The 25,299-nt window shown below is 71.4% G+C and carries 27 protein-coding genes; 12 read left to right on the top strand and 15 right to left on the bottom strand.

From position 1 onward, the window contains the following. Positions 1-176: 176 nt before the first annotated feature. Both HCK04_RS24950 and HCK04_RS24945 read right to left on the bottom strand, forming a co-directional pair. Positions 177-1,289, bottom strand: a complete 1,113-nt coding sequence (locus HCK04_RS24950) for a GNAT family N-acetyltransferase (RefSeq protein WP_168066236.1) — start codon at positions 1,287-1,289, stop codon at positions 177-179. Positions 1,290-1,363: 74 nt separating this feature from the next. Continuing rightward, positions 1,364-1,609: a DUF2630 family protein gene (locus HCK04_RS24945; RefSeq protein ID WP_142649815.1), complete on the bottom strand. Its 246-nt coding sequence runs from the start codon at positions 1,607-1,609 to the stop codon at positions 1,364-1,366. Between the two features lie 276 nt (positions 1,610-1,885). Here HCK04_RS24945 and leuA point away from each other — a divergent pair, with 276 nt between their 5' ends. The 3 genes from leuA (at position 1,886) to HCK04_RS24930 (ending at position 4,680) form a co-directional block, all read left to right on the top strand. Next, positions 1,886-3,613 carry a 2-isopropylmalate synthase gene (leuA, locus tag HCK04_RS24940; protein ID WP_221889970.1) on the top strand — a complete coding sequence of 576 codons (1,728 nt, stop codon included), beginning with the start codon at positions 1,886-1,888 and terminating at the stop codon, positions 3,611-3,613. A 366-nt stretch (positions 3,614-3,979) separates the two neighbouring features. Further along, positions 3,980-4,273, top strand: coding sequence for a type II toxin-antitoxin system prevent-host-death family antitoxin (locus HCK04_RS24935; RefSeq protein ID WP_142649813.1), 294 nt, complete (start codon positions 3,980-3,982; stop codon positions 4,271-4,273). Then, on the top strand, positions 4,270-4,680 hold the full coding sequence (locus HCK04_RS24930) for a type II toxin-antitoxin system VapC family toxin (RefSeq protein ID WP_142649812.1): 411 nt from the start codon (positions 4,270-4,272) through the stop codon (positions 4,678-4,680). The genes HCK04_RS24935 and HCK04_RS24930 overlap by 4 nt, the downstream gene beginning before the upstream one ends. 25 nt (positions 4,681-4,705) lie before the next feature. On the opposite strand, the gene HCK04_RS24925 is transcribed toward HCK04_RS24930, so the two are convergent. Both HCK04_RS24925 and HCK04_RS24920 read right to left on the bottom strand, forming a co-directional pair. Then, the gene (locus HCK04_RS24925; RefSeq protein ID WP_168066234.1) at positions 4,706-4,942 is read right to left on the bottom strand and encodes a type IV toxin-antitoxin system AbiEi family antitoxin domain-containing protein; all 237 of its coding nucleotides are present in this window, start codon (positions 4,940-4,942) and stop codon (positions 4,706-4,708) included. Between the two features lie 44 nt (positions 4,943-4,986). Then, a complete protein-coding gene (locus HCK04_RS24920; protein WP_142649811.1) occupies positions 4,987-5,685 on the bottom strand; it encodes a TetR/AcrR family transcriptional regulator in 699 nt (232 codons plus the stop codon). Between the two features lie 112 nt (positions 5,686-5,797). On the opposite strand from HCK04_RS24920, the gene HCK04_RS24915 reads away from it, so the two are divergent. From HCK04_RS24915 to HCK04_RS24905, 3 genes are read left to right on the top strand one after another with little or no spacing between them, the layout of a single operon-like run. Further along, positions 5,798-6,145 carry a YrdB family protein gene (locus HCK04_RS24915; RefSeq protein ID WP_142649810.1) on the top strand — a complete coding sequence of 116 codons (348 nt, stop codon included), beginning with the start codon at positions 5,798-5,800 and terminating at the stop codon, positions 6,143-6,145. 10 nt (positions 6,146-6,155) lie between these two features. After that, entirely contained in the window at positions 6,156-7,121 is a 966-nt protein-coding gene (locus HCK04_RS24910; protein WP_142649809.1) for an NAD-dependent epimerase/dehydratase family protein, read from the top strand. Continuing rightward, positions 7,118-8,023, top strand: a complete 906-nt coding sequence (locus tag HCK04_RS24905) for a Gfo/Idh/MocA family oxidoreductase (RefSeq protein WP_142649808.1) — start codon at positions 7,118-7,120, stop codon at positions 8,021-8,023. Before HCK04_RS24910 ends, HCK04_RS24905 begins: the two co-directional genes overlap by 4 nt. A 96-nt stretch (positions 8,024-8,119) precedes the next feature. On the opposite strand, the gene HCK04_RS24900 is transcribed toward HCK04_RS24905, so the two are convergent. Further along, on the bottom strand, positions 8,120-9,442 hold the full coding sequence (locus HCK04_RS24900) for a Glu/Leu/Phe/Val dehydrogenase (protein WP_142649807.1): 1,323 nt from the start codon (positions 9,440-9,442) through the stop codon (positions 8,120-8,122). Positions 9,443-9,699: 257 nt separating this feature from the next. Here HCK04_RS24900 and HCK04_RS24895 point away from each other — a divergent pair, with 257 nt between their 5' ends. Further along, the gene (locus HCK04_RS24895) at positions 9,700-11,283 is read left to right on the top strand and encodes an alkaline phosphatase D family protein (RefSeq protein ID WP_142649806.1); all 1,584 of its coding nucleotides are present in this window, start codon (positions 9,700-9,702) and stop codon (positions 11,281-11,283) included. Here the strand turns inward: HCK04_RS24895 and rocD are convergent. From rocD to HCK04_RS24875, 4 genes are all read right to left on the bottom strand, one after another. Next, positions 11,252-12,457 (bottom strand): ornithine--oxo-acid transaminase, encoded by a 1,206-nt coding sequence (gene rocD / locus HCK04_RS24890; protein ID WP_142649805.1) that lies wholly within the window; start codon positions 12,455-12,457, stop codon positions 11,252-11,254. The genes HCK04_RS24895 and rocD overlap by 32 nt on opposite strands. Beyond that, entirely contained in the window at positions 12,454-13,308 is an 855-nt protein-coding gene (gene ddaH, locus HCK04_RS24885; protein ID WP_142649804.1) for a dimethylargininase, read from the bottom strand. Before ddaH ends, rocD begins: the two co-directional genes overlap by 4 nt. Before the next feature lie 107 nt (positions 13,309-13,415). Next, a complete protein-coding gene (locus tag HCK04_RS24880) occupies positions 13,416-13,865 on the bottom strand; it encodes an Lrp/AsnC family transcriptional regulator (protein ID WP_030506266.1) in 450 nt (149 codons plus the stop codon). A gap of 74 nt (positions 13,866-13,939) precedes the next feature. Further along, on the bottom strand, positions 13,940-14,971 hold the full coding sequence (locus HCK04_RS24875) for a DMT family transporter (RefSeq protein WP_142649803.1): 1,032 nt from the start codon (positions 14,969-14,971) through the stop codon (positions 13,940-13,942). A 125-nt stretch (positions 14,972-15,096) separates the two neighbouring features. On the opposite strand from HCK04_RS24875, the gene HCK04_RS24870 reads away from it, so the two are divergent. Then, positions 15,097-15,795, top strand: coding sequence for a TetR/AcrR family transcriptional regulator (locus HCK04_RS24870; RefSeq protein WP_240971783.1), 699 nt, complete (start codon positions 15,097-15,099; stop codon positions 15,793-15,795). 165 nt (positions 15,796-15,960) lie between these two features. On the opposite strand, the gene HCK04_RS24865 is transcribed toward HCK04_RS24870, so the two are convergent. From HCK04_RS24865 to HCK04_RS24855, 3 genes are all read right to left on the bottom strand, one after another. Continuing rightward, on the bottom strand, positions 15,961-16,422 hold the full coding sequence (locus tag HCK04_RS24865; protein ID WP_185949028.1) for a cupin domain-containing protein: 462 nt from the start codon (positions 16,420-16,422) through the stop codon (positions 15,961-15,963). A gap of 127 nt (positions 16,423-16,549) precedes the next feature. Further along, positions 16,550-17,689 carry an acyl-CoA dehydrogenase family protein gene (locus tag HCK04_RS24860; RefSeq protein ID WP_142649802.1) on the bottom strand — a complete coding sequence of 380 codons (1,140 nt, stop codon included), beginning with the start codon at positions 17,687-17,689 and terminating at the stop codon, positions 16,550-16,552. A 349-nt stretch (positions 17,690-18,038) separates the two neighbouring features. Continuing rightward, complete coding sequence (locus HCK04_RS24855) at positions 18,039-18,680, bottom strand: TetR/AcrR family transcriptional regulator (protein ID WP_142649801.1); 642 nt, start codon at positions 18,678-18,680, stop codon at positions 18,039-18,041. 64 nt (positions 18,681-18,744) lie between these two features. Here HCK04_RS24855 and HCK04_RS24850 point away from each other — a divergent pair, with 64 nt between their 5' ends. The 3 genes from HCK04_RS24850 (at position 18,745) to HCK04_RS24840 (ending at position 21,191) form a co-directional block, all read left to right on the top strand. Next, positions 18,745-19,488 (top strand): ATP-binding cassette domain-containing protein, encoded by a 744-nt coding sequence (locus HCK04_RS24850; protein ID WP_142649800.1) that lies wholly within the window; start codon positions 18,745-18,747, stop codon positions 19,486-19,488. After that, positions 19,485-20,213, top strand: coding sequence for an ABC transporter permease (locus tag HCK04_RS24845; protein ID WP_142649799.1), 729 nt, complete (start codon positions 19,485-19,487; stop codon positions 20,211-20,213). Before HCK04_RS24850 ends, HCK04_RS24845 begins: the two co-directional genes overlap by 4 nt. A gap of 78 nt (positions 20,214-20,291) precedes the next feature. Next, positions 20,292-21,191, top strand: a complete 900-nt coding sequence (locus HCK04_RS24840) for a LysR substrate-binding domain-containing protein (protein ID WP_142649798.1) — start codon at positions 20,292-20,294, stop codon at positions 21,189-21,191. A gap of 1 nt (position 21,192) precedes the next feature. Here the strand turns inward: HCK04_RS24840 and HCK04_RS24835 are convergent, their stop codons facing one another. After that, positions 21,193-22,092, bottom strand: coding sequence for a helix-turn-helix transcriptional regulator (locus tag HCK04_RS24835; protein WP_142649797.1), 900 nt, complete (start codon positions 22,090-22,092; stop codon positions 21,193-21,195). A 224-nt stretch (positions 22,093-22,316) separates the two neighbouring features. Here HCK04_RS24835 and HCK04_RS24830 point away from each other — a divergent pair, with 224 nt between their 5' ends. After that, positions 22,317-22,811 carry an ATP-binding protein gene (locus HCK04_RS24830; RefSeq protein WP_142649796.1) on the top strand — a complete coding sequence of 165 codons (495 nt, stop codon included), beginning with the start codon at positions 22,317-22,319 and terminating at the stop codon, positions 22,809-22,811. Between the two features lie 124 nt (positions 22,812-22,935). On the opposite strand, the gene HCK04_RS43745 is transcribed toward HCK04_RS24830, so the two are convergent. Together HCK04_RS43745 and HCK04_RS43740 are read right to left on the bottom strand one after the other, a co-directional pair. Further along, a complete protein-coding gene (locus HCK04_RS43745; protein ID WP_142649795.1) occupies positions 22,936-23,646 on the bottom strand; it encodes a DUF5941 domain-containing protein in 711 nt (236 codons plus the stop codon). Further along, positions 23,643-25,250 (bottom strand): CDP-alcohol phosphatidyltransferase family protein, encoded by a 1,608-nt coding sequence (locus HCK04_RS43740; RefSeq protein ID WP_142649794.1) that lies wholly within the window; start codon positions 25,248-25,250, stop codon positions 23,643-23,645. The genes HCK04_RS43745 and HCK04_RS43740 overlap by 4 nt, the downstream gene beginning before the upstream one ends. Between the last annotated feature and the right edge of the window lie 49 nt (positions 25,251-25,299).

Here is a 25,299-nt window from a genome sequence, read left to right as displayed (position 1 = left end):
CCTCGAGCAGCGCCTCGACCAGTTCCGAGCCGACGTTCCCGATATCTTCTCGGGGCGCCCGGACGGTCGGCCGACCGGGTCGTCTCATCCGGAAGATCAGGTAGGCCCGGCGGCGAGACGCTTCACGCGGTTCGCCTCCGAGCCTGGCAGACGTCACCGCCGGCCCGCGCTCCCGGTCAGATGTCGAGCTGCCACTGGTGCCAGGTGTCGAAGACCTCGAAGCCCATCGCCTCGTTGATCGCCAGCATGTGCGGGTTCGCGACGGAGTTCCAGGTGATGACCCGCTCGACCGACGGCTCGCAGGCGCGGAACCAGGTGATGTTGGCCAGCTTGAGCACCAGGCCGAGCCGCCGGCCGCGGTGCGGCGCGAGGACGGTCGTCGAGGACTGGCGGCCCCATCCCTCCGGCCGCTCCGCGTCCACAATGAGCTGGGTGAACCCCGCGGGCTCCCCGCTGGCCGTGTGCCGGGCGATCATCGTGTAGGTCCGCTGGCCCGCCCGCGCGAGCATCTCCTCGCGGGCGCGTACGCGGCCGGCCGTCCACCGCTGATGCTCTATCGCGAGGTCGCCCAGCGGCTCGTCGTTCATGCCCTCCGTGAGGCGGGCCATGTCGCCGAGCAGGTCGGCGGGCGTCGGTCCGACCCACCGTTCGAGCGAGTAGTCAGTGGCGTGCCGTACGGCCCGGGCCCGGAGGAGTTCGAGGCCGGACCAGTCGGCCGTACGCAGGTCGAGCACCAGCCGGGTCTCGGTGGAGGCGGGGGAGAACCCGCGGGCCTTGGCGAACTCCGCGCCCGGCCCGCCGGCCGCGGCCTCGCCGACGAGGACGCGCCTGCCCTCCTCGCGTGCCCGGCCGATGGCGTGGTCGAGCAGCGCGCCGCCGATGCCCTCGCGCCTGCGGTCCGGACGCGTCATCAGCCGGAGCAGGGCGAGGTGGGTGTTGTCGTCCTGCGGGAAGTGGAGGAGGTAACCACCGGTGACCTCGTCACCGCCGCCCTGCCCGCTGCTGGTTCGGCCGTCGTAGGTTCGGGCGCGGTCGGTTCGGGCGCGGTCGGTTCGGGCGCGGTCGATCCGGCCGCTGTCGTCCGCCACCCACGCCTCGCCCCGCTCGCCGCCGGGCCCGCTCCGTACGCTCGCCGTGAACTGCCGCCACGACATAGCCGGGCCCGGATGGTCGCATGCCCGCGCGATGGCGTGCAGACCGGCCAGAGGAGAGTGGTCTGCCGGGCCGTCCGGGTCGTCTTCCTCCTGCGCGGCGTCGTTCTCGTTGGGGCCGACGCGCTTCGTTTGCATGCCGACAAGGATTTCGCGCCCAGTGTCAGGGGCGCGACTGATTTTCACATCGTGGAACAGGGGTGGTGAGGGCGCTATTGCAAGTAGTTCTCGACCTCGTCGGCCGGACGGGGAGAGGCGAAGTCGGGGTCCTCGCCCACGTCGCGCCGGGCGCGGCGCTGGCGCAGCAGGTCCCAGCAGCGGTCGAGCTGCTCTTCCAGCGAGGCGATCCTGTTGTGCTCCTCCTCCGAGGTCAGCTTGCCCGCGACCAGCCGTTCGCGCAGGGCGTGCTCCTCGTCGACCAGGTCGCTGATCCGCCTCAGGATCTCGTCGTCCTTCATGTCGCCTCCTTCGTCACGAGTCACCATAACCTGGGGCTCCGTCTCGAAATGTGATCGGGTGTCTCATGCGGTTGAGGGGGTCTGCTAGTCTGCTTGGCATGCTGCGCGGACTCCTTCTTATCCGCCGCGGCGAGGGCCTGTAAGAGGCCGGCTCCCTCGCCGCGGTGCGAGAGTCATGCGCGTCGGCCGCCCTGGTTTCATCCAACGGCGCCCCTCTCTCACGAACCCGACGGTTGCGTCGTGCCCGGGGATCGCCGTGCGCCCGACGAGGAGCAGATCATGAACGAGCAGCAGCCCAGCCCCATGCCCTTCCATCGCTACACGCCGTTCGAGCCCGTACGGCTGACCGACCGCACCTGGCCCGACAAGGTCATCACCAAGGCGCCCCGCTGGTGCGCCGTGGACCTGCGCGACGGCAACCAGGCGCTGATCGACCCGATGGACGCCGACCGCAAGCTGAAGATGTTCGACCTGCTGGTCCGGATGGGTTACAAGGAGATCGAGGTCGGCTTCCCGGCCGCGTCGCAGACCGACTTCGACTTCGTCCGCCAGATCATCGAAGAGGAGCGCATCCCCTCCGACGTGGTCATCCAGGTGCTGACGCAGGCCCGGCCCGAGCTGATCGAGCGGACCTTCGAGTCGCTGCGCGGGGCCCGTCAGGCGATCGTCCACCTGTACAACTCCACCTCCACCCTCCAGCGCCGGGTCGTCTTCGGCCAGGACAAGGAAGGCATCACCGCGATCGCCGTCGAGGGCGCCAAGCTGTGCAAGAAGCTGGCGGCCGAGATGGAGGGCACCGACATCTACTTCCAGTACTCGCCCGAGTCCTTCACCGGCACCGAGCTGGATTACGCCGTCGAGGTCTGCAACGCCGTCAACGACGTCTGGCAGCCCACCCCCGACCACAAGGTGATCGTCAACCTGCCGGCGACGGTCGAGATGGCCACCCCCAACGTGTACGCCGACCAGATCGAGTGGATGCACCGCAACCTGGCGTACCGGGACTCGATCGTGCTGTCCCTGCACCCGCACAACGACCGCGGCACCGCCGTCGCCGCCGCCGAGCTGGGCTACATGGCCGGCGCCGACCGCATCGAGGGCTGCCTGTTCGGCAACGGCGAGCGGACCGGCAATGTCTGCCTGGTCACGCTGGGCATGAACCTGTTCTCCCAGGGCATCGACCCGGAGATCGACTTCTCCGACATGGACGAGATCCGGCGCGTGGTCGAGCACTGCAACCAGCTCCCCGTGCACCCCCGCCACCCGTGGGGCGGCGAGCTGGTCTACACGGCATTCTCCGGCTCCCACCAGGACGCGATCAAGAAGGGCTTCGAGCACCTGGAGCGCGACGCGGCCGCCGCCGGGGTGCCCGTCGACCAGTTCACCTGGGCCGTGCCGTACCTGCCGATCGACCCCAAGGACATCGGCCGCACGTACGAGGCCGTGATCCGCGTCAACAGCCAGTCGGGCAAGGGCGGCGTCGCCTACATCATGAAGGCCGACCACCAGCTCGACCTGCCGCGCCGCCTGCAGATCGAGTTCTCCCGCGTCATCCAGGCCCGTACGGACGCCGAGGGCGGCGAGGTCACGGCCGCCGAGATGTGGGAGCGGTTCGCCGACGAATACCTGCCCAACCCGGCGAGCCCCTGGGGCCGCCTGGGCCTGCTGGCCCACCGGCACACCTCGACCGTGGACGACAAGGACGCGATCAGCGCCGACGTACGGGTGGACGGCCAGATCCGGGAGATCGAGGGCGTCGGCAACGGCCCCATCTCGGCCTTCTGCGACGCGCTGGACAGCATCGGGGTGCCGGTGCGGGTCCTCGACTACACCGAGCACGCGATGAGCGCGGGCGCCGACGCCAAGGCCGCGTCGTACGTCGAGTGCGAGGTCGGCGGGCCGAACGGCACGCAGGTCCTGTGGGGCGTCGGCATCGACGCGAACACGACGAGCGCCTCGCTCAAGGCCATCATCTCCGCCGTCAACCGCGCCACCCGCGTCTGACGGCTCCCAAGCTTGCAGTGATCCGGCGGGACCCGCGGCCTCACTGCCCTGACCTTGCACAAAATCGCAAGCGTACGCCCTGAACAGCCCACAAAGCTGTCGTGAAACACGCGAAAGGCGGCAACCGGGAGATCCCCGACTGCCGCCTTTCGCATGTCCCGTGACCGACGCGTTCGAGCCGCGTGGCTACCCCCGCCGGTCCCGGATGGCCTCGCCGACGTCGTCGATCTCGGGCGGCCCGCCGGCCGGACCTGCGACCTTTGTGTTCACCGCTGAATGTGTACCGCTACCGAAACAGAGGGTACGCATACGCAGAGTGGTGTACCGTTGACAGACAGGTAGGACCGTGTCGGTTAGCCTGAGGACATGTCGGACGAGGTCGTCAGCGTGGGAGTCCGGGAACTGCGCGACCGGCTCGCGCACTACCTGGAGCTGGTCCAGGCGGGAAACACGGTCGAGATCACGGAGAGGGGGCGGCCGGTGGCGCAGCTCACCGCATTGCCACACGAACGTGTCGTCACCGACCGGCTCGTCGCGGAGGGCCGCATGAAGCCGCCCGAGGTGGAGATCGACTGGACCGCCTGGCATGCCCTGCCCCCCGAACCCGGAGCGCCCGTGCCCAGCGAGGTGCTGGCGGATCTCAGGGCGGACGAGCGGTGATCTACCTCGACTCCTCGGCACTGGTCAAGTTGGTCGTCCGGGAGGAGGAGACGGCGGCGCTCGAGAAATGGCTGGCGGCGCAGAGCGGGGCGGTGGTCGCCTGTGAACTGGCCCGGGCCGAGGTGATCCGGGCGGTACGACCCTGCGGACCTCAGGCGGTCTCCACGGCGAAGGCGCTGATGGCCCGGCTGAGGATGGTGCCCGTGGACACACCGCTTCTCGACGCGGCCGCAGAGATCGGGCCGGCCCGGCTGCGGACTCTCGACGCCCTTCACCTGTCCGCCGCGCGGCTGCTGGAGCGCGCGCTCGACTGGTTCGTGGCGTACGACAAGCGGCTGCTCGCCGCGGCCGAAGAGGCGGGCCTTCCCATCGCCGCACCGGGCTTGCAAGGGGTCGGGCCCGGATAAACCGCTTCCTGTCGCGCCGGCCACCCTACGAGACCTGCCCGCGATAGGCACCGACCTGCGGCAAGAGCTGGAGGACCCGCTCGGCGAACTCCTCGTCCTGCTTCAGGTCCACGTCAGCGTCGGCGTCATCCACCAGATCCGGGTGCGGCGCGCCGACCAGGCGGTAAACGCCGTGTGCCATGTGTTCGAGGATCCCGGCCTGCACCAGGCGGCTCAGATCGCGGCGGTGCGCACCGTTCAGTTCCGCCTGGCGTGTCGTCACCAGGCCGCACTGCGCCTCGGTGAGATGAGGCGGGGGTGGGGCGGTTATCCGGGCAGGCCGATCAGGCGGGCGAGGCAGGTCATGTTGTGGTCGAACAGCTCGGCCCGGTGGGTGATCGTGTTGTTGAACTGGCCGAAGACCTCGAAGCTGACCATGCCGAACAGGCCCGTCCAGGCGATGATCGCGCGGGTGACCACGTCGTCCGGCACGCCCGGCATCAGTGCCCGCACGACGTCCGCGTCCTGCGCCAGGACCGCGGGCGGCGGCGGGCAGACCGGGGGAGGGGTGAGTTTGCCCGCCTGGTGGGCCTCGGCGATGATCCGTCCGTACACGGCCGTGTCGCGCACGGCCGGCCCCACGGTGTCCTGCGGAGCGGCGTAGCCCGGCACGGGCGAGCCGTACAGCAGGGCGTACTCGTGCGGATGGGCCAGGGCCCACTCGCGTACGGCGCGGCAGACGGCGAGCCAGCGCCCGGCGAAGTCGTCGGTCGGGCAGGCGGCGTCGGCCTGCTCGACGGCCTCTCCGAGGGCGTTGTATCCGTCGATGATCAGCGCGGTCAGCAGGTCGTCGCGGCTGGGGAAGTAACGGTAGATCGCCGAGGAGACCATCCCCATCTCGCGTGCCACCGCCCGCAGGGACAGGCCCCCGGCCCCCTCCGTCGCCAGCTGTCGCCGGGCGATGTCCGTGATCTCCCTGATCAGCTCCGCCCTCACCCGCTCCCGCGCGGTCCTGCTCGCATTCATGAGCCCAGGCTAACAGAGCACCGCAGTGTTCAGAGAGCACTGCTCTTGACGAAGTGCATGCCGATACGAGAGCATTGCTCTCGCAAGAGAGCAATGAACACAAGGAGTGCCGATGCTGACCGTGGCCAAGGGAGCGGTAGCCGCAGTGATGTTCTTCCTGGAGCTGGGCGTGCTGCTCGCGCTGGGCTACTGGGGGTTCACGCGGGAGGTCAACATCCTGATGAAGATCCTCCTGGGGCTCGGCACGCCCGCGGTGTTCGCCACGCTGTGGGGGCTGTTCATGGCGGGAGGCAAGGCGCCGCACCAGCTCCACGGGATCGCCAGGGCCGTCTTCGAAGTCGTGTGGTTCGGCGCGGGGGCGGCGGCCCTGGCGGCCTCCGGGCTCGTCACCGCGGGTGTTGTGTTCGCGATCGTGTACGTCGTGGACGGTGTGCTGCGGCTGCTGACCGATCAGGTCTGAAGGAGGAGTGATGGGCAAGCATGTGATCGTCGGAGCGGGACAGGTCGGCGGCGGGCTCGCCGAGACTCTGGCGGAGCGCGGACACGAGGTCACCCTCGTCACCCGCTCGGGTTCCGGCCCCGAACGCCCCGGGATCTCGCGGGTCGCCGCGGACGCGGCCGACGTCGCCGTGATGCGGCGGGTCACCGAAGGGGCCGACGTGCTCTACAACTGCATGAACCCGCGTTATCACCGATGGCCGATCGACTGGCCGCCGGTCGCCGCCTCGCTGCTGGCCGCCGCCGAGTCGTCCGGGGCCGTCCTGGTCACGCTGGGCTGCCTGTACGGCTACGGCCCGGTGGACGGGCCGATGACCGAAGACCTGCCGCTCGCCGCGACGGGCACGAAGGGCAGGGTCAGGGCGCGGATGTGGGAGGAGATGCGGGCCGCGCACGAGGCCGGCCGGGTGCGGGCCACGGAGGTGCGCGCCTCGGACTACTACGGGCCGCGGTCGTCCGACCAGTCCTACCTCGGCCCCCGGCTCCTGGAGCCCCTGTTCGCGGGCAAGACCGGCCTCGTCCTGAGCGACCCCGACATCCCGCACAGCTACACGTACCTGCCCGATGTGGTGCGCGCGCTGGCGGCGGCCGCGGAGGAGGAACGCGCGTGGGGCCGGCCCTGGCACGTGCCGACCGCGCCGCCCTTCACCATCAGGGAGTACGCCGTGCGGGTGTGCGAGGCGGCCGGCCTCCCGGCGCCGCGCCTGCGGCGGCTGCCGTCGTGGGCGCTGAAGGCGGCGGGCCTCGGGTCGCCGTTCCTGCGCGAGCTGGGGGAGACCCGTTATCAGTTCGACCGGCCGTACGTGCTCGACTCCGCGGCGTCCCAGGCGGTCCTCGGATTCACGCCGACACCGGTCGAGGACGCGGTGAAGGAGACGGTGGTGTGGTGGCGGGGGCGCACCGGCCTTGGACGGGCGGCGGTAGTCTCCCCGGCATGAGAGTCGGAATCATCGGCCTGGGCGACATCGCGGAGAAGGCCTACCTGCCCGTTCTGGCGGCGACGCCGGGCATCGAGCCGCTGCTGTGCACCCGCGACCGGGCGACGCTCGACCGGCTCGGCGACGCGTACCGGATCGGCGCGCGCTTCACCTCCGTGGACGCGCTCGCCGAGGCCGGGATCGACGCGGCGTTCGTGCACGCGGCCACCGGCGCGCACGTCCCGATCGTGACCACGCTGCTGGAGGCGGGCGTGCACGTCTACGTGGACAAGCCCCTCGCCTACGACGCCGCCTCCTCCGCCGGGCTCGTACGGCTGGCCCGCGAGCGGAACAGGTCGCTGATGGTCGGCTTCAACCGCAGGCACGCCCCCGCGTACGCGGCCCTGCGCGGCCTGCCGCGCGACGTGATCGTGATGCAGAAGAACCGGCGCGACCTGCCCGGCGACCCACGTACGGTGATCTTCGACGACTTCGTCCACGTGGCCGACACGCTGCGCTTCCTCGCCCCCGGGCCCGTCACCGACACCGTGATCAGGACCCGGCTGCGCGACGGCCTGCTCGAACACGTGGTGCTGACGCTCGGCGGGGACGACTTCACCGCCGTCGGCGTGATGAGCCGCACCAGCGGCGCGGCCGAGGAGACCTGCGAGGTCATGGGCGGCGGCGGGAAGCGGCGGGTCGTCAACCTCGGCGACGTGGTCGAGTTCGCCGGGGACGAGACCCTCACGAGGCGCGGCGACTGGGTGCCCGCGACGCGGCAGCGCGGCATCGAGCAGGTCTGCCGGGAATTCTTGGACGCGGTCCGCGAGGGCCGCGTCCTCGACGCCGCCGACGCCCTGGAGACCCACGAGCTGTGCGAGCAGATCGTGCTGGCCGCCACGAAGACGGTGGAAACGGCCTGACAGCCCCCCAGGAGCCTCTCCCAAGACGGCCTGACCGCCTCCCGGAAGCCGCATATTCCCGGGAGGCGGTCGTCATCGCCGTCTTTCAGAGGGGCGTCACGGGTAGAGGCCCCGTATGCGGTGGGCCTCGGCCACCCGCTCCACGCCGATCGCGTGGGCGGCCTGGCGGAGCGTGAGGTCACGCTCGGCGGCCAGGTCGGCGACCGCCCGGTAGGCGTTCTCCATCAGGTCGCGGAGCTTCACCTCGACCTCACCGGCGCTCCAGGAGTACGCCTGGGTGTTCTGCACCCACTCCAGGTAGGACACGATCACCCCGCCGGCGTTGGCCAGGATGTCGGGCACCACCGTGACCCCGTTGCCCGCCAGGATCCGGTCGGCCTCGGGCGTGGTGGGCCCGTTGGCGCCCTCCACGACCAGGCGGGCCCGTACGCGCGGCGCGTTGCCGGCCGTGATCACGCCGTCGAGCGCGGCGGGCACCAGCATGTCCACGTCGAGTTCGAGCAGCTCTTCGTGGGAGAGCGCGTCGGCGTCGCGGTAGCCGTGGACCGTCCCGGTCTCGGCGGCGTGGGCGCGCAGCGCGGCGACGTCGAGACCGGAGGGCCGGACGACCGCGCCGCCCGCGTCCGAGACGGCCACGACGCGGCAGCCGGCGTCGGCCAGGTATTGCGCGGCGAGCGCGCCCACCTTGCCGAAGCCCTGCACCGCCACGGTCGTGCCCTCGGGGGAGCTCGCACCAAGGGTCCGGGTCAGCGCCTGCAGCGCGGCGATCCGCACCCCGCGCGAGGTCGCGCCCGCGCGGCCCGGCGAGCCGCCGAGCGCCGTGGGCTTGCCGGTCACCACGCCGGGGGCGGAGTAGCCCGCGTTGGCGCTGTAGGTGTCCATGATCCAGGCCATGGTCTGCTCGTCGGTGCCCACGTCGGGCGCGGGGATGTCCTTTTCCGGGCCGAGGAGCGGCAGGATCTCGTTGACGTAGCGCCGGGTGACGCGTTCGAGCTCGCGGGTGGTCAGCGTGGCCGGGTCCACCGCGACGCCGCCCGTGGCCCCGCCGTACGGGATGCCGACGAGGGCGCACTTCCACGTCATCCACATGGCGAGGGCGGTGACCTCGGCGAGATCGGTGTCGGGGTGGAAACGGATGCCGCCCTTGGCCGGTCCGCGCGACAGGTTGTGCTGCACGCGGTGGCCCTGCACGACCTCAAGGCGGCCGTCCTCACGCCGTACGGGCACGGAGACGGTCAGCGAGCGGCGGGGCGTGGCGAGCATGTGGTGCAGGCCGTCGTCGAGGCCGAGGAAGCGGGACGCCTCTGCGAGGTGGAAGCGGGCGGCGGCCAGGGCGCGCTCACCCGGTGTGGGGGCAGGATGATCGGGGATCGGAGACCGAACCCCCGACGCCGTTGTCGGGAAGTCCGTGATGGTCATTCTGTTGTTCTCCTGTCGGAAGGGGGGCCGTCCCCCCGGGCCCCCGCGCGCCGTCGTCGTTGACGGGCACGGAAGGCGGGCCGGAGGAGCGACATCTGGATCAAACCGTGTGCCGGGTGATCGCGATATAGGCCAATACGGAGATCACCGGGCGGGATTTCGCCGTTCCGGCGCATAGGCGGCGCACGGACCGCGAACGGCGCAGGACACATGGGCGTAAGTCGCGCTTTGCCGTCCGTTTGCAGTAGACAGGTCTCGTGCCGGAACTTGTGCTGGGCCCGCTGCTGCGCCACGTGGACGCGGCCGCCGCGACCGTCTGGGTGGAGACCTCCGAACCCTGCACGGTCCGCGTGCGCGCCGGCGACGCCTGCTCGGAGGAGCGCACCTTCACTGTGCACGGCCACCACTATGCCCTGATCGACGTCGGCGTCGAGAGCCCGGTGGCCTACGAGGTGGAGCTCGACGACCGGCGGGTGTGGCCCGCCGACGGCTTGCCGCCGAGCGTGATCCGCCCGCTGACCCGCCTCGACCGGCTGATCTTCGGCTCCTGCCGCACCAGCGTCCCGCACGAGGAGCCGTACGTGCGCACGCACGGCCCGGACGTCCTACGGGCGTACGGCCTGCGCCTGATGGAGTCGCCGGACGAGCGGCCCGACCTGATCCTGCTGCTCGGCGACCAGGTGTACGCCGACGAGCTGACGCCGGACATGAAGCAGTTCATCGCCGGGCGCAGGGACGACGGACCCGAGGAGGTCGTCGACTTCGAGGAGTACGCCGAGCTGTACCGGCAGGCGTGGTCGGACCCGCCGGTCCGCTGGCTGCTGGCCACGGTGCCCAGCCTGATGATCTTCGACGACCACGACGTCAGGGACGACTGGAACACCTCGAAGGCCTGGCGTGAGCAGATGGCCGAGGTGCCCTGGTGGGAGCGGCGCATCGTCTCCGCGCTCGGCTCCTACTACGTCTACCAGCACCTGGGCAACCTGCCCCCGGCCGACCGGGCGGCCGATCCCGTGCTCGCCGCACTGCGGGCGGGCGACGGCGACGAGGCGCTCGACGCCTTCGCCCGGCGGGCCGACCGGGAGCCCGACTCGGTGCGCTGGAGCTATCACAGGGACCTGGACGGCACCCGGCTGATCGTGCTCGACAGCCGCAGCGCCCGGGTGCTGGCGCCGGGACGCCGCAGGATGCTCGACCCGGGGGAGTGGGACTGGTTCGACAAGCACGCCACCGGCGACTTCGAGCACCTGCTCGTCGGGTCGTCGCTGCCGATCCTGCTGCCCGCGGGGATCCACCACGTGGAGAGCTGGAACGAGGCGGTCTGCGACGGCATCTGGGGCCGCCGGGCGGCGCGGTGGGGCGAGCGGCTGCGGCAGTTTCTCGACCTGGAGCACTGGGGAGCCTTCCGCCGGTCGTTCGAGGACCTCGCGCGGGTGGTGCTGGAGGTCGCCTCGGGCCGCCGGGGCAGGCCGCCCGCGACCGTCCTGCTGCTGTCGGGCGACGTCCACTACTCCTACATGGCGTCCGTACGGCGCCGGGGCGGCGGGCGCGTCCACCAGATCGTCTGCTCGCCCATCCGCAACCCGCTGAGCCGCACGCTGCGCTTCGCCAACATCGTGGCGTCGTTCGGGCTCGCGGGCGTGCTCGGCGGGGTGCTGGCCAGGGCCGGGGGCCTTCCCCGGCCGCCGTTGCGATGGCGCATCAGCAAGGGACCCTGGTTCCCCAACATGATGACCGCCATCGACCTGGCGCCCGGGGAGGCCGCGGTGACGTGGTTCACCGACACCGGCGATCAGGACGCGGTGCGGATCAGGCCCGAGCCTCCCGCAGCACCGCGCTGAGCTGGTCGAGCGCCCACTCCAGGTCGTCCCGGGAGACGACCAGAGGCGGCGCGAGGCGGATCGTCGAGCCGTGGGTGTCCTTGACCAGCACGCCGCGGCGCATGAGCGCCTCGCTGATCTGCCGTCCGGTGCCGAGCGAGGGGTCGATGTCGATGCCCGCCCACAGGCCGCGCCCGCGCACCGCCACCACGCCGGGGCCCAGTTCGGCCAGCCGCGCGTGCAGGAACACGCCGAGCTCGCGGGCCCTGGCCTGGTATTCGCCGGTCTTCAGCAGTCCGATGACCGCGTCGCCGACGGCGCAGGCCAGCGGGTTGCCGCCGAAGGTGGAGCCGTGCTGGCCGGGGCCGATCACGCCCATGACGTCGGTGTTCGCGACGACCGCGGAGACCGGGACCACGCCGCCGCCGAGGGCCTTGCCCAGGACGTACATGTCCGGGACGACGCGCTCGTGGTCGCAGGCGAACGTGTCACCGGTGCGGCCGAGGCCCGACTGGATCTCGTCGGCCACGAACAGCACGTTGTTGTCGGTGCAGATCTCCCTGACCGCGGCCAGGTAGCCGTCCGGCGGCACCAGCACGCCGGCCTCGCCCTGGACGGGCTCCAGCAGCACGGCCACCGTGTTCTCGTCGATCGCCTCCCTGACCGCCTCGGCCGAGCCGTACTTGACGATCCGGAAGCCGGGGGTGAAGGGGCCGAAGCCGTCGCGCGAGTCGGGGTCGGTGGAGAAGCCCACGATCGTCGTCGTGCGGCCGTGGAAGTTGTCCTCCATCACGACGATGTTGGCCTGGTCGGGAGCGACGCCCTTGACCTCGTAGCCCCACTTGCGGGCGACCTTGATCGCGGTCTCGACGGCCTCCGCGCCGGTGTTCATCGGCAGGACCATGTCCTTGCCGCACAGCTCGGAAAGGCCGGTCACGAACGCGGCGAACCGGTCGTGGTAGAACGCCCGGCTGGTCAGTGTCAGCCGGTCGAGCTGCTCCCGGGCCGCGGCGAGGATCGCGGGGTTGCCGTGGCCGAAGTTCAGCGACGAGTAGCCGGCCAGGCAGTCGAGATACCGCTTGCCCTCCACGTCGGTGACCCAGGCGCCCTCGGCCGAGCTGATCACGACGGGCAGCGGGTGATAGTTGTGCGCGCTGTGGCTCTCGCTGAGCCGGATCAGTTCCTCGCTGTTCATCGGGTCTCCCTGTTCGGCCGGATCTCGAGGGTGCAGCACTTGGGACCGCCGCCCGACTTGCGCAGCTCACTGAGGTCGACCGGGACGACCTCGAAACCCCGGCGCTTGAGTTCCAGGGTCAGCCCGGTGGCCTCGGCGTTGAGGACGACGTTGCGGCCGTCGCTCACCGCGTTGAGGCCGAGCACCTCCGCGTCCGCGGACGTGGCGATCACGGCGTCGGGGAACAGCCGCCGCAGCACCTTCCTGCTGCCCTCGCTGAACGCCTCCGGATAGTACGCGACGTTGTGGCCGTTCAGCGGGAACAGGGCGGTGTCGAGGTGGTAGAACCTCGGGTCGACCAGGCGCAGCGTGACGACCGGGCGGCCGAGGAACTCCTGGGCCTCCATGTGCGCCGCGACGTCGGTGCGGAATCCTGTCCCGGCCAGGATAACTTCGTCGAGCGTCAGGTAGTCGCCCTCACCCTCGTTGGTGAAGGACGCCTCCAGCGTCTCGTATCCCCGTTCGGCGAACCACCGCAGGTAGGCGGGGCCCTCGGCGGCGCGCTGCGGGTGGGCGAACTTCGCGCCGTAGACCCGTCCGTCCACGACGAGCGCGCCGTTCGCGGCGAACACCATGTCCGGCAGGCCCTCGATCGGGTCGATCAGGCTGACGGTGTGGCCCAGGCTCTCGTACGCCTGCCGGAGGCTCTCCCACTGCCGCACCGCCCTGGCCGTGTCGGTGTCCTTCTCCGGGTGCATCCACGGGTTGATGGAATACGAGACCGTGAAGAAATCCGGCCGGCACATCAGGAAATGCCGGGTAGTGCCCGTACGGCCACGGTCCGTGGCCTCGGTGGCGGGCGCAAGCGTCATCGTCGACTCCAAGCGGAAAACCGGGTGAACGGGACTTCAGCGTAGGAATCCGGAGGCGACAATCCAATGCGCCCGCGTTGCGATCACATGTGGATCGGTTGCGTCTATCACCCGTTTTGCAGCGATCCGTTAATCAGCCGCGACAGCACGATCGAACTCTTCGTGCGGACCACGAACGGCTCGGCCGCCAGGCGCTCGATCACCCGCTCGACGTGCCGCACGTCGGTCGCGCGGATGTGCAGCAGCGCGTCGGCCTCGCCGGTGACCGTGCAGGCCGAGACGACCTCCGGATGCCGGGACACGGCCATGCCGATCTCCGCCGGTGAGGTCTTCCCCCGGCAGTACAGCTCGACGTACGCCTCGGTGGTCCAGCCGAGGGCCGACGGCTCGACCCGGGCGCTGAAGCCGGTGATCGCGCCGCTGGCGATGAGCCGGTCGACCCGCCTCTTCACGGCCGGAGCCGACAGCCCCACTTGAGCGCCTATTTCGGCGTACGTCGCCCGGGCGTCCTCGACGAGGGCCCGGATTATGGCGCGATCGAGCTCGTCCAACCTCACGTGGACCTGTATACAGCCGCCGGGGCCCGGCATGCCCCGCGCCGTGCCCGCCGCCGCCCCGAGCCGGGCACGGCTCAGGTGAGCTGGACCAGCACCGAGCCGACGATGAGCAGGGCGAGGCCGGACAGGCGCGGCGCCGTGAGCGGGCGCCGGGGCAGCCGCAGGAAGCCGTAGTTGTCGATCACGGCCGAGGCGACCTGCTGGCCGGTCACGGTCAGCGCCACGGTGGTGGCGGCGCCGATCGTGGGGATGAGCGTGAAGGTCGCGGTGACGTACGCCGCGGCGCAGGCGCCGCCGAGCCAGCCCCACCAGGGCATCGTGCGCAGCCCGCCGAGCTGCGGCCGGGGGGTGCGGCGCGTCGCCAGCAGGACGAGCAGCACCACGGCGATGGTGATCGTGGCCACGATGAAGCTGATCATCGCGGTGGTCACCGGCTCGCGGATGTCCTTGCGCAGCGCGGCGTTGACCGCTCCCTGCACCGGCAGGACCGCGCCGGCCACTATGCCCAGCAGGATCCAGCCGCTCTGGCCGAGGCCACGGGTCCGGCGTACGGCGGTGGCGGCCGGGGCGGTGGCGGTGGCCGTCGCGCCGCGGCCGGGACCGCCGGACCCGCCGGACCCGCCGCCGGTCGCCGGTCCCGCCGCGGGCGGCGTCTGCGCCGGGCGCTGCCCGCGGATGATGACCGTGATGCCGGCGAGGACCGCGAGCGCGCCGAGCACGATGCCGACGCTGAGCGGCCTGCGCGCGATGCCGAGCAGGCCGAACAGGTCGAGCCCCAGCGACGCGAACATCTGACCGGTAACGAACAGGCCCGCCGCGGCCAGCGCGCCGAGGCGCGGGAAGAGCAGGATCCCGCTGGTGATGTAGAGCGGGCTGGCCAGACCGCCGAGCAGGTGCCAGAACGGCACGCCGGGCGCGAGGCGGATCGCGCCGATGGCGCCGACGGCGGCGGCGAGGAGCGCCAGCAGGGCCGTCGCCACGCCCAGTTGCAGGGTCGAGGCGCCGTACGGCGTCCCCACGGCCTTGTTGAGCTGGAGATTCACCGAGGCTTGCACTGCCAGTAGGCAGCCGGCCAGCAGCGCCGAGGCGAGGAACAGGGCATGCATCGCGATCCCTCTTCTAGAGAACCGGATTCGAAAAGCCGGATCAGAACCGGACATGGTGTCCGGATGAGCGTAAGACAAAGTGGACGCGATGTCCACATAGTTCGACCGGGGGCTACGATGGCCTCATGGACAACGGGTTTGTGGATCCCGGCGGGAACGTGAAGAACGGCCGCGTTCCATCAGGGGGGACCATGCCTGCCGGCCGGGAACTGCCCGTGCTCGATCTCGAACCGGGCCGCCCGGCGCCGGTGCGCGAACGGGCGGACGCCGCGCGCAACCGCATGCGCGTGCTGAAGGCGGCCGAACAGCTCTTCGCGTCCAGGGACGCGCGACACGTCACCATGGACGAGATCGCCAAGGCGGCGGGGGTGGGGCGGGCCACGCTCTACCGGCGTTATCCGGACACCGCCTCGATCGCGACGGCGCTCCTGGACGAGCACGAGCGGCAGGTGCAGGGACACATCCTGAACGGCCCGCCGCCGCTCGGCCCCGGTGCCTCACCGGCGGATCGGCTCGCCGCGTTCTACGTCGCGATGATCGATCTGCTGGAGCGTCACCTGCACCTCGTGCTGGGGGCCGAGACGGGCAGCGCGCGGTTCGGCACCGGCGCCTACCGCTTCTGGCGCACCCACGTGCGGATGCTGCTGACCGAGGCGGGGGTGCCGGATCCGGAGGGCAAGGCGGACGCCGTGCTGGCGCCGCTCGCGCCCGAGGTCTACCAGTTCCAGCGGCAGACCCTCGGCCTGTCGCAGGCCCGCGTCACCGAGTCGCTGGTGTGGAACGCCCACCGGCTCGCGGGCGGCGAGGCGCCGCCGGAACTGTGACGAGCCGTCAGGACACGCGGGGCGCGGGGGACGTCGCCGTCGTGACTCGCGCTCCTCTCGGCGCCCTTGTGCTGCGGCCCTTGTGCTGCGGCCCTTGTGCTGCGGCCCTTGTGCTGAGGACACGCGGCGCGCGGCCTCAGCACAAGGGAAGACGGCTTCGCTTGGTCAGGCCGTCGTACGGACCGGGCCGGTCCATTTGAGCTCGGGCAGGTTGACCACGATCGCCTCCTGCGTGCTGCGGGCGATGACCACGACGGCCTCCAGATCGGGGTGGGTATTCTCCTCCCGATGCGGCACGAACGGCGGCACGAAGATGTAGTCGCCCGGTTTGGTGTCGATGCGCACCTCGTGCGGCTCCTCGGCGTCGACGTCGAGGAACACGAACGACGGCGTGCCGCTGACCACGTAGATCGCGGTCTCCGAGTCGCCGTGGTGGTGGTTCGCGGAGACGGTCGCCGGAGCCACGTGGGTCTGGCCCATCCACAGCCGGCTCGACCCCACGGTCCCGCCGCTGATGGCGGCCCGCCGGTGCATGCCGCCGGTCTGCGCGGTCTCCGAGGTCAGGCCCGCGGGCACCACGTGGTGCAGCCTGCGGTGGAACGGATCCTCGGGTAGAACGATGCTCACCTGTTTCTCCTGATTCTCGCGACGGCCCGGCCGACGGGGCGTCCACTTCTCACGACGTCTTCCTGCCCGGAAGGCCCCAGCCGGGCAGCGGCCGTCCTCGTACCGGCCTGCCCGTGCCCGGCGCGGGTCACGAGTGGGCGCGCGGGCCGAGCGCGGCCACCCCCGCACCGGTCAGGACCGTGTCGTCCTGCGGCGTGTGGATCCTGCCGCACAGCACGTCGCGGTAGTGGCGCTCCAGAGGATTGGCCCTCGACAGGCCGGGATTGCCGACGAGCGCCAGGGCGGCCTCGACGGATCTGATCGCGTTGCCGGTGACGGTGTGCTTGGCGAGCCCGGACCGGGCCATGGCCGCCTCGTCCCCGTCGTCCACCGCGCGGGCCGCGGACTCCAGCAGCCGGTCGCTCACCAGCAGCCACGCCTCGATCTCCCCGACGGCGGCCTGGAAACGGGGGAGCGTGGCCAGCGGCCGGCCCAGGTTCGCGGGTGTGCGCTCGCCCAGGTACTCGATCAGCCAGTCCCTGGCGGCCTGCGCCACGCCGTGGTACACCGCCCCGATCAGCACGTTGTTCCAGCCCATGAAGGTCGCGCCGCGGCCGGTCGGCGGCATCCCCGCCGGGGCGACCTCCACCGCGTGATCCCCGGGGATCCACGCCCCCTCGAAAATCACATCGTCGCTGCGAGTGGCACGCATGCCCAGGTGGTCCCAGGTCCGCTCCACCCGGTAACCACCGCCGCCGGCCTCCACGAGGAAGGACCCGACCAGGGGCTCGGGGTCGTCGGTGCGTGCCCAGACCAGCATCCAACGCAGACCGGGGATGCCCGTGCAGTAGGTCTTGCGGCCGGTGAGCCGGTATCCGCCGTCCTCCCGCGCGGCCACCGTCGCGGGCAGGCCGCCCCGGGCGGGCGTGCCCAGGTCTGGCTCCACCCGCAGGGCGTTGACGAGGGCAGGGCCCTCGATCGCCGACTTCTGCACCCGCCCGCGTACGTGGGCGGGCCAGGGGTTGTCCGGGCGGGCGAGCGCGGCGTGGGTCATCAGATACTGCGCGGTCACCAGCGCCACCGAGGGGTCGGCCCGGCCGACCGCCGTCACGACCGCCGCCGTCTCGGCGAGGCCGGCGCCGCGCCCGCCCGCCTCGCGTGGCAGCGTGAGCGCGAGGACGCCGGCCGCGTGCAGGTCCTCGAACGCCTCGAAGGCGAAGTCGCCCTCCCGGTCGTGCCGCTCCGCGCGGCTCGCGATCCCGGTCAGCACCTCGTCGAGACCCGTCATCGGTCCACCTCCCAGCGGTCGAAGGATGCGGCGGTCATGCGATGCGATGGTGCGGTCGCGGCGGCGCTCCATCCGGACCACGACGAGGTGGCCGGCCTGCCCCCGGACAAGCCCGGCTCACGCCCCGGCGCCCACGGCTTCCGAAGGGGACGGAGACGGTCGGGGGTCCGGAGAACGGCGGGATGGGATCCCACGCCGCAAGATCGCCCTTCAATGGTAAATTTCCCCTAAAAACCAGTCAAGAGTGTAGGGAAATGCGCTGCGAAACGCCCGCCGGTGTGCGGGGACGGCGGGTGTTTGCGGTGGGTGGTTGCGGTGGGTGGTTGCGGTGGGTGGTTGTGGCGGGCGGTTACGGCTCGGGCCGGGGGCAGTAGTCGCCGATCCCGTGCTCCAGCAGGTCGAAGGCGCGCTCGGCGTGCTCCCTGACGTCCGCCCTGATCAGCGCCGCGTCCTCGCCCGCCGTCTGCCGCATCGCGAAGTGGCGGGTCAGCGTGCGGACGGCGGCGCAGATCTGCGCCGCCACCAGACGGGGGGTCAGGTCGTCGGGATCGGCGTCGGTCTCCTCGGCGAGCGTCCGGGCCAGCCGGTCCTCCCGGTTGACCTCGAGCATGCGCACCCGTGACTGGAGCGCCAGGCTCTCCCGCACCCGCTGCGTGAACAGGTCCAGGCCCTTGCTCATCCCGTAACGCCAGTCGCCGGCGTCGAGTGCCTCGAAGAAGTCCCGTCGCACCGCCTCGACCGCCGTCTCGCCCGCGCGGCGCTCGCGCACGGCCCGGGCCAGCAGGTCCTCGGTCTCCTCGCTGCGGTCGAGGAACATGTCCTCTTTCGTGCGGAAGTAGTTGAAGACGGTGTTGACCGACACGTCGGCCGCCCTGGCCACCTCGGCCACCGTGACGTTGTCGAACCCCCGTTGCAAGAACAGCCCCATCGCGACGTCGGCGATGCGCTGCCGGGTCTCCCGCTTCTTCCGCTCCCGCAGGCCCTCTTCCATGCTCCGATTGTAAGGGTGAGCACAAACTTTAAGTGACTCCAAATTTGGTGTTACTCTAACCGGCATGATTCACGCCAGAGGGCTCACCAAGACCTTCGGCCCGGTCGAGGCCGTCCGGGGGATCGATCTCGACGTCTCCCGAGGGGAGATCGTCGGCTTCCTCGGGCCGAACGGCGCGGGCAAGACCACCACGCTGCGCATGCTCACCACGCTGCTGCGCCCCACGTCCGGCACCGCCACCGTCGCGGGCGCCGACCTGTTCGCCGACCCCGCGGCCGTACGCCGCCGGATCGGCTACGTCGCCCAGGGCGGCGCGTTCGCGCCGTTCTCCCCGGTGGGCCAGGAGCTCGTGCTCCAGGCCCGCCTGTACGGCCTGAGCAGGGAGCAGGCCCGCGAACGCGTCACCACCCTGCTCGCCGAGCTGGACCTGCCCGGGGTCGAGGAGCGTACGACGGTCACGATGTCGGGCGGCCAGAAGCGCCGGCTGGACATCGCGATGGGCCTGCTCCACCGGCCCGAGCTGCTCTTCCTCGACGAGCCCACGACCGGGCTCGACCCGCAGAGCCGCGCCAACCTGTGGCACCACGTGCGCCGGCTGCGCGAGCGGGACGGCCTGACGGTCTTTCTCACCACCCACTACCTGGAGGAGGCCGACGCGCTCTGCGACCGCGTCCTGATCATCGACCACGGCCGGATCGTCGCCGCGGGCACGCCGGACGAGCTGAAGACCGAGCACGGCGCGAGCACGCTCGACGACGTCTTCCTCGCGGTCACCGGCCGCGAGCTGCGCGAGGGGGCCGCCGCGTGACCGCCCTCGCCGCCCTGACCGGGCACTACCTGCGCGCGTCCTTCAGCAACAAGTTCAGCCTGGTCTTCAGCGCCCTGCAGCCGTTCCTGTATCTCGTGCTGTTCGGCCCGCTGTTCGACCGCAGCGGCGTGGGCTCGTGGGACGTCCTCGTGCCCGGCCTGCTGGTGCAGCTCGGGCTGACGAGCGCGGGGATGGCGGGCTTCGGCATCGTCTTCGACCACCGGTTCGGCGTGCTCGAACGCATGCGGGTCACGCCGGTGAGCCGGGTGACGCTGCTGCTCGGCCGGGTGCTCAGGGACAGCGTCGTGCTGCTGGTGCAGGCGGTGGCGATCATCGCGGCCGGCTACGCGCTGGGCCTGCGGGCGCCGCTCGCGGGGGCGCTGGGGGCGCTGCTGCTGATCACCGTGCTGGCGGTCGGCCTGGCGTCGCTGTCGTACACGGCGGCGCTCACGATGCGGCAGGAGCTGTTCGCGCCCGTGATGTCCACCGTGGTGGTCCCGCTGATGCTGCTGTCGGGCGCGCTGCTGCCGATGTCGCTCGCGCCCGCCTGGCTCGACGTGCTGTCGCGGCTCACGCCGTTCCGCTACGCGGTCGAGGGGCTGCGCGCGCTGTTCGCCGGGTCCTACACGTCATCGGCCCTGGTGTGGGGCGTAGTCGTGTCCCTGGCCTTCGCCGTCCTGGGCGTTACCTTGGGCACCAGGCGTTTCCAAACGGAAAACGCCTGATCAGGGGTAGTAAAAGGCATTCGAAGTTCATACCGGTTTGCGGGCGCCGCCAGGCACGGAGGCGGTCACAATGGGGGCGTGGCGGACGTCAACTTCACCCTCGTCCAGCTGCGTTACTTCGTAACCGCGGCCGAGCTCGGCAGCATGACCGCGGCCAGCAGGGAACTCATGGTGGCGCAGTCGGCGATCTCGGCCGCCATCGCCCAGGTGGAGCGGGAGCTGGGCGTCCAGCTCCTGATCCGCCACCATGCCCGCGGCCTGTCGTTGACCCGCGCGGGCGAGCGCTTCCTCGTCGAGGCCAGGGAGTTCCTGTCCCATGCCGCCGCGCTCGCCCAGTCGGCGCGCGGCCTCGCGGGCTCGCTGACCGGTGAGCTCGCCGTCGGCTGCCTGACCACGCTCGCGCCGTTCTACCTGTCCCGCCTGCTGCGCGAGTTCGCCGAGAAGTACCCCGGGGTGCGGGTCAGCGTCGCGGAGGGCGAGCTTTCCGCCATGGAGGCGGCGCTGCTCGACGGGCGGTGCGAGGTCGCCCTCGTCTACGCCATCGATCTCGCCCTCGACCTCGACATCCGGACGCTCACCCGGGCCAGGCCGTACGCGCTGCTGCCGCCGGAGCACCCCCTGGCCCAGGCCGAGGCGGTGTCGCTGTCGGACCTGGCGTCCGAGCCGATGATCCTGCTCGACCTGCCGCGCAGCCGCGACTACTTCCGGGCGATCTATCCGACCGAGCCGCGCGTCCGGTTCCGTACGTCGAGCTACGAGACGGCCCGCTCGCTGGTGGCGGGCGGGCACGGCTACTCGATACTCAACCAGCGGGCCGAAAGCGACCAGACCTACGACGGCGGCCGGGTCGCCTGCGTCCCGATCAGCGACGACGTGCCCGCGCTCGACGTCGTGCTCGCCTCGGTGCGCGGCGTGCGGCCCACCGCCCGGGCGGTCGCCTTCGCCGAGACCTGTCAGGCGTTCTTCGCCAGGAAGTAGGTCACCCGAGGTCGGCGAGCAGCTCCTCCAGGAACGCGCCGGTCTGCGTGGCCGGCCGGGCGTCCACGCACACCGCGTTCATCACCTGCGTGTACGCCTCGGTGTCCTCGGGCTTGTCGAGGTAGAGGGCGCTGGTGAGCTGCTCCAGGTAGACGACGTCGGGCAGTTCGGGTGCGTCGAAGCGCAGGATCGTGAAGGGACCGCCGCACGCGGCGTGCCCGCCATGGTCGAACGGCACGATCTGCAGCGTGATGTTCGGCTGCCGCGTCACCTCGATGAGGTGTTCGAGCTGGGCCCGCATCACCTTCCTGCCGCCGATCGGGCGGCGCAGTGCACCCTCGTCCATCACGGCCCACAGGGTCGCGGCCTCGGGCCCGGTCAGCCGTTCCTGCCGGCGCATCCGCAGGTCCACGCGCCGGTCGACGTCGTCGGCGGACCGCCCCACGTTGCTCCGCAGCACGAGGGCCCGCGCGTACTCGGGCGTCTGCAGCAGCGTGGGCACGAACTGCAGCTCGTAGCAGCGGATGACGGACGCCGCCTCCTCCAGCCCGACGTAGAACTCGAACCAGCCCGGCAGCACGTCGCTGTATTTGTGCCACCAGCCGGGGATGTTCGCCTGCCGCGCCAGGTCGAGCAGCACGGCTCGGTCGTCGGGGTCGGTGATGCCATAGAGGGTGAGCAGGTCGGCGACGTCCCGCTCCTTGAAGCCGACCCGGCCGAGCTCGAGCCTGCTGATCTTGGCGTGCGACCCGCGGATGGCACGGGCCGCCTCTTCTGGCGTGATGCCGCTCTCCCGGCGCAGCCGCCTGAGCTGGGCCCCGAGCAGGAGCCGCAGGGCCGTCGGGCCGCCGCGGGCGGTCCAGACCGGTGCGGGGGCGGTGTTTCCCGCCTGTGCGTTCACGATCGCTCCATCGGCGGCGCTCCCGGAAGGATTCCTGGTGAACCAATCGAGTTGATCATCCTACCGGACCGGAGCGAGGCCGTCTTTTCTGGGGACTTCCACGAAAGTCGGGGACGCGTGACATTTGCACGTGCACGCGTGCTTGCATCCGCAAGGCACAGGGCAAGATACACGACGGCAGGGAAATTCACATCATGTAATGGGTGAGACCTGAGGGATCGGCGATGACAGCAGACCTGGCGGGCCCGGGAGCCGCGACAGCGCCTCCGTGGTTGACCTCGATGTTCGAGCGGGACGACGTCGCCGGCTTGTCCCTGCCTCCGTCTGCGACGTGCACCTTTCATGGGCGCACCACGTCCGCTGCCGCCGCGCGTGATTTCACCGCCAGGACGCTGTGCGGCTGGGGATTGCCCGGCCTCGTGCCGGACGCGCAGATCGTGGTGTCGGAGTTGGTGACCAACGCGCTGCGGCACGCTCCCGGAGACCCCGCGGACGCCCCGCAGATCCGGTTGAGGCTGGTGAGGCACCGGTTTCATATCGGCTGCGGCGTGAGCGACGCCAGCGCCCGCGTGCCCGCGATCTCGCCCTGGAGCGATCTATCGGAGTCGGGCCGGGGGCTGCATCTGGTCGAGGCGCTGACGGCGGCGTGGGGATGGATCCTCACCCGCGGCGGCGGCAAGGTGGTCTGGGCCCTCTTCGACGCCTCGCCCGCCTCCTGAGCGGCATCCGCCCCCCGGAAAGCGGCCGGGCCGCCGCCGGCATCGGATGCCGGCGGCGGCCCGCCTGTCGTCATGGTCCCGCCGGCCTCGGAGGGCCTTCGGGGACGGATCGGGTCGGCCCTGCTCAGCCCTGCTCGGCCTCGCCGGTGACCTGCTCGGCCGCCTCCTCGGGCGACTGCTCCAGGTCCTGGTCGGCCTGGGCCTGCGCGGAGGCCTTGTCGAGCCGCACCCAGCTCGTGATGCTCTCGATCGCGAACAGCACGAGCAGGTACGCCGTGAGGACGGCCGCCACGGGGGTCAGCCATCCGGCGGCGGCGGCCACGCCCAGGACCAGCAGCCGGACCTCCCAGCCCAGCCCGGCCTGGTAGAGCCAGGCGGGGGGCCAGATCCCCTGCCGGGTGCGATAGACGGTGTCGTACGTGTGGTAGCCGATCACGTAGAGCAGCACGAACAGCAGCCACTTGGGCGTGTCCTCGGCCAGCCCGAGCACGATGATCGTCATGAACTCGGCCGCCCGCAGCAGCGGGGGAGTGAGCCAGTCGAAGCGGCCCAGGTGGTCGCGTCCGGCGGTGGGCAGGACCAGCACGAGCAGCACGGCGACGGGCACGATCAGGATCGGGCCGTCGGTGAGCGAACCGGCGACGGTCAGCGCCACGATCGCGATCAGCGCCACCACGGTCGCGGGCACGGGCGGCAGCAGCCGGCCCAGGGAGCCCTTCAGCGCGGTGGCGAGCGGGCCGTCGTCGCGGTAGGCGAGCAGGCGCGCGGTCTGGATGCGGCGGCGCTCCTCGTCCGGGTCGGGAAGCGGCGTGGTGACCTGCGGCTGAGTGATCATGCGAGCGACCTCAGGAGACGTCCGGTGAGGGTGTAGGTGGCCGCGACGCCGCCCCAGACGATCAGCGTGAGGAACGTCACCCGGGGGTTGAAGAACGCGGCGGTGATCGCGATCGCGGCGAAACGCTCGCCGATCGGGAACACGATCATCTTGCGGGCCCAGTGGACCGGGCGGAACTTGCCGGCGTTGGTCCAGAGCTTCAGCAGCCCGCGCACGCCGGTGTTCCGGCTCGCCCGGCGCTCCTCCAGCGCCTCCCGCAGCGGCCGGTCGTCGGCGACCGTCAGGTCCAGCGTGGGCAGCGGTATGGGCGCCTTGCGCCGGTTGGCCGCACCGAACGAGAAGTCCAGCAGGTGCTTGACCGACTGGAGGGCGATCGCGACCAGCGCCAGCGTCCAGACGCCCTCGCCGTCGCCGAACTGCCCGGACACCGTCGCGCCGACCGCGAGGCCGACGAAGACGGCGTACTCCTTGAACCGGTCGAAGGTGGCGTCGAGCCAGGCGCCGAGCACGCCGAACTTGCGCGCGTAGCGGGCGAGCTGGCCGTCCACGCAGTCGAAGACGAACGCGAAGTAGATGAGCAGCGCGCCGGCCACCGCTCCCCAGCGGGTGCCGGTGGAGAACGCGCCTGCCGACAGCAGGCCGAGGGCGATCGAGATCAGCGTCACCTGGTTGGGCGTGAGCCCCCGGCGGGCCGCCCAGCGGGCGATGAAGCGCGAGTAGGTGCTGACGAAGAACGTGGTGAAGAAGCCGTCGGCGCCCTTCACGGCGTTGTTCAGCCGGGCCCGGTCCTCGTTGTACCCCGCCATCTCCGCCTGCGCCTCGTCGGCTTCGGCCTGGCTGCGGATGCGGCGGAAGAACAGGTCGCGGCGGCCCCGCCGGCCCACCGACACGCCCCGCCGGACCAGGCCGAGCGTGAGAAGCTCGGTCACGTCGTCCTCGGGGCCGAACAGGTGGGCCATGTCCGCGAGCTCGCGGGCGACCTCGGCGAGGGTCTGCAGGTGCCGCTGGTGGAGGTGGAGCGGCCCGAGCAGCACCGCGTTGGGCCGTGTCACCGCGTGGTAGGCGGTGCCGACCGAGACGATGCGGCTGCGGCCGATGCGGGTGCGCATGGGCAGCCCTTCGACGACCGTCTGGCCGATCTCGGGCTCCGCCTCCTCGATCGGGACGAGTTCGGTCTCCTGGGCGTTCTCGTCCTGCTCGTCCCCCTCCTCGCGCTGCTCCCGAGCGACCAGCGCGAGCGCGCCGCGCTTGGCCTTGGTGATCTGGTAGATCAGCTCGTCGTGGATCAGCGAGTCGGCCGGCAGGATCAGCAGGTTGTCCTCGGCGCCCTCGACCGCGTCGGCCAGCGCACGCAGGTCGCCTGCGATGTCGGGGCTCTCCACCACGCGGCCGTACGGCCTGCGGTAGGCGGCGGCGTCCCCCGGGCGGGCGATCGTCGTCGGCTCCGGGTCCAGCGCGGCGGCCTGCGCGAGCAGCCTGTCGTACGCGGTGGGGGCCCCGGGCAGCGATTTCAGCGTGATGGCCGCGGGCAGGGCGGGCTGACCGCCGAGCGGCGGGGGACTGATCGGGCCGGGCGGGGCGCCCAGCAGGACCACGCGGGTCATGGCAACCTTTCACGCAACGGGGGGAGATCAGGCCCTCAGGCTTGACCGG

Origin of the sequence: Microbispora sp. CL1-1 (assembly GCF_012034195.1) — a bacterium.
GTDB lineage: Bacteria > Actinomycetota > Actinomycetes > Streptosporangiales > Streptosporangiaceae > Microbispora.
The sequence above is the reverse complement of the archived record's forward strand: the minus strand, read 5'-3'. Positions and strand labels throughout refer to the sequence as shown.